1 protein-coding gene is annotated in these 251 nt (G+C 53.0%); it reads right to left on the reverse strand.

Features of this window, described 5'->3' with window-relative positions:
- Positions 1-251 (reverse strand): type II secretion system F family protein (locus ACYP03_RS27175; RefSeq protein ID WP_459782829.1); only part of this gene is annotated, 251 nt, incomplete at both ends.

Below are 251 nucleotides of genomic sequence, written 5' to 3' on the forward strand. Positions count from 1 at the left end.
TGTCCTGCAGCAACTGAGACAACTGATTCAGCGAAGCCGACATATTGCCCCCGGTTTCAGAGACCTGTGCCAGCATGGTTAATAAATCCTGCATGCCCGTGGAATCATTCACACTGGCCACTTCGCTGAATGCCGAGGCACGTTCCTGGCCTGCTTCAATTTTGCTGAGCACCAGTTTCAGTTCCTTATTCAGCTCAGGGGTCAGCTCAGACAGTTCACGGGTCAAAGTGCGTAACAGGCTCTCCAGCGAC

Source organism: Photobacterium sp. R1 (assembly GCF_054600795.1).